Origin of the sequence: Shewanella sp. SG41-4 (genome assembly GCF_014164505.1) — a bacterium.
Lineage (GTDB): Bacteria > Pseudomonadota > Gammaproteobacteria > Enterobacterales > Shewanellaceae > Shewanella.
Genome location: NZ_JACJFI010000456.1, coordinates 1 through 2,176, shown reverse-complemented (window position 1 = coordinate 2,176; position 2,176 = coordinate 1). Strand labels below are relative to the sequence as shown.

2 protein-coding genes are annotated in these 2,176 nt (G+C 40.0%); both read right to left on the bottom strand.

Annotation, left to right across the window (positions count from 1 at the left end):
- Window positions 1-247 (bottom strand): hypothetical protein (locus H5202_RS21025; protein ID WP_182773775.1); only part of this gene is annotated, 247 nt, incomplete at its 3' end.
- Window positions 248-529: 282 nt separating this feature from the next.
- Window positions 530-2,176, bottom strand: a 1,647-nt coding sequence (locus H5202_RS21020; protein WP_182773774.1) for an ABCB family ABC transporter ATP-binding protein/permease, incomplete at its 5' end; no start/stop codon positions are given.

Genomic DNA, 2,176 nt, shown 5'->3' with positions numbered 1-2,176 from the left:
CAAAGTGATGATCCTGCGGATCATCACTTTGTTTAATAATGCTTTTATCTAGGTCGTTGTTTATCGCCTTAGCTAAAGTAAGTCCTCGAGTCGTCACCCTTAAGCCTGCACACAAGTCGCTATACACTATTTTAATAGCATCGTCGGACATGTTACGCGATTTAAGCATTGCCATAATAGCAAACCAATCGGTTGTCACTTGATGTCGGGTGCCTTCTAGCGCCGCAATTAACGCAATATTATGCACAAGTCACCTCTATACACGAATTAGCACCTTTAATAAAATCCAATTTATTGAAAAATAAAGTTATCTGGAATAAATAACCATAAGTCAGGCTATAGATTAACTGCGTTGATCACTGTCGTCAAAATATTCATTCGCCTTAAATATAACCAGACGATTTAAACACCATTTAGCGCTGTTAAAATCGTCGGATATAGAGTGATTACGCTAAAAGTAGTTTTTTATTTGTAGCAATAACGGTATGTTACCCGACAATATCTTATAACAATATTGATTGACCTACCCTCAACCATTCGCCAGATCTTTTTGTTCATGTTGAATATGCCAGAGCCGAGCATAAAGACCTTGTTGAGCTAACAAACTGGTATGAGTACCATGCTCAACAATCTTACCTTTACTCAATACAACGATTTGGTCTGCATCAATAATGGTCGATAGACGATGGGCTACAACTAAACTTGTGTGGCCTTTTGCGGCGTCTCTAAGAGCACTTAAAATAGCTTGTTCTGAGCGTGAATCCAATGAAGAGGTTGCTTCATCAAACACCAAAATAGGCGCACCTTTCAACACCGCTCTTGCTATAGCAACACGTTGTTTTTCGCCGCCAGAGAGCTTAAGCCCTCGCTCACCGACCTTGGTATTACCTTTATCAGGCAGTGATTCAATAAACTCGCTCAAATGAGCTAATTTAATCGCCGCTATAATCTCATCGTGGGTAGCATCTGCGCGACCATATCTAATATTTTCATAAATAGAATCATTAAATAATACCGTATCTTGCGGTACCACTGCTATGGCCCTTCGTAAAGCCTGTTGGCTAAACTGACGCACATCAATACCATCAATAGTAATAGAACCACGGTCAACATCATAAAAGCGAAACAGCAATTTAATGATTGTTGATTTCCCTGCGCCACTGTCGCCCACAACGGCAATCTTTTTTCCTGCTGGGACATCAAAACTGACACTGTTTAAAATAGCTCGTTGGTCGTAATTAAAGCTTACATCAGTAAACTTTATTGCTCCGACAGTTGGGCTTTCTTCAATCGCATCAACTCGGTCTAATACTTGTGGTTGTTTGGCTAAAATATCAAACATACGTTCAATGTTGGCTAATGCTCCACGGATCTCGCGGTAAACAAAACCTAAAAAATTTAAAGGAATGAAAAGTTGCATCATAAAAGCATTAATAAGAACAAAGTCACCAATTGTCATCGAGCCTTGACTGACTTCATAAGCAGCCAGCGCCATCATAGCGGTCATTGCAACGGCAATAATTAATGCCTGTCCACCATTAAGAGCAAATAATGATAAACGATTTTTTCGCTTTGCGACTTCCCATTGTTCAAGTGCAGAATCATATCGTTGAGACTCAAATTCTTCATTGTTAAAATATTTTACAGTTTCATAATTTAACAAGCTATCGATTGAACGCGTATTAGCCAGCGAGTCAGCTCTCGCAGCATCGCGCACATAACCAGTTCTCCACTCTGTCGCCACAATAGAATAGCCAATATAGGCAACCACAGAAAATAAAGTGATCAGTGCAAAACTGGCGCCATAATTATAAAAGAAAATACCAATAACTAAGGCAATCTCAAGCAGTGTTGGCACAATATTAAATACCATAAAGCGCATTAGAAAATTGACACCACTGGTACCACGTTCAATATCGCGAGACAGGCCACCAGTTCGGCGATCTAAATGAAAATCAAGATCGAGTCGATGTAAATGTTCAAAAACAGCCCTTCCTAGACGACGAATAGCTCGTTCTGTAACACGACCAAATAACGTATCTCGTATCTCGCCAATAATGACATTGAGCAAACGTACCATGCCATAAGCTAGCACCAATCCAACAGGCACTGCGATGAGTTGGGCTGAAGACTGTTTATCAAGTGTGTCGACTAATTCTTTCAGAATAAACGGCAG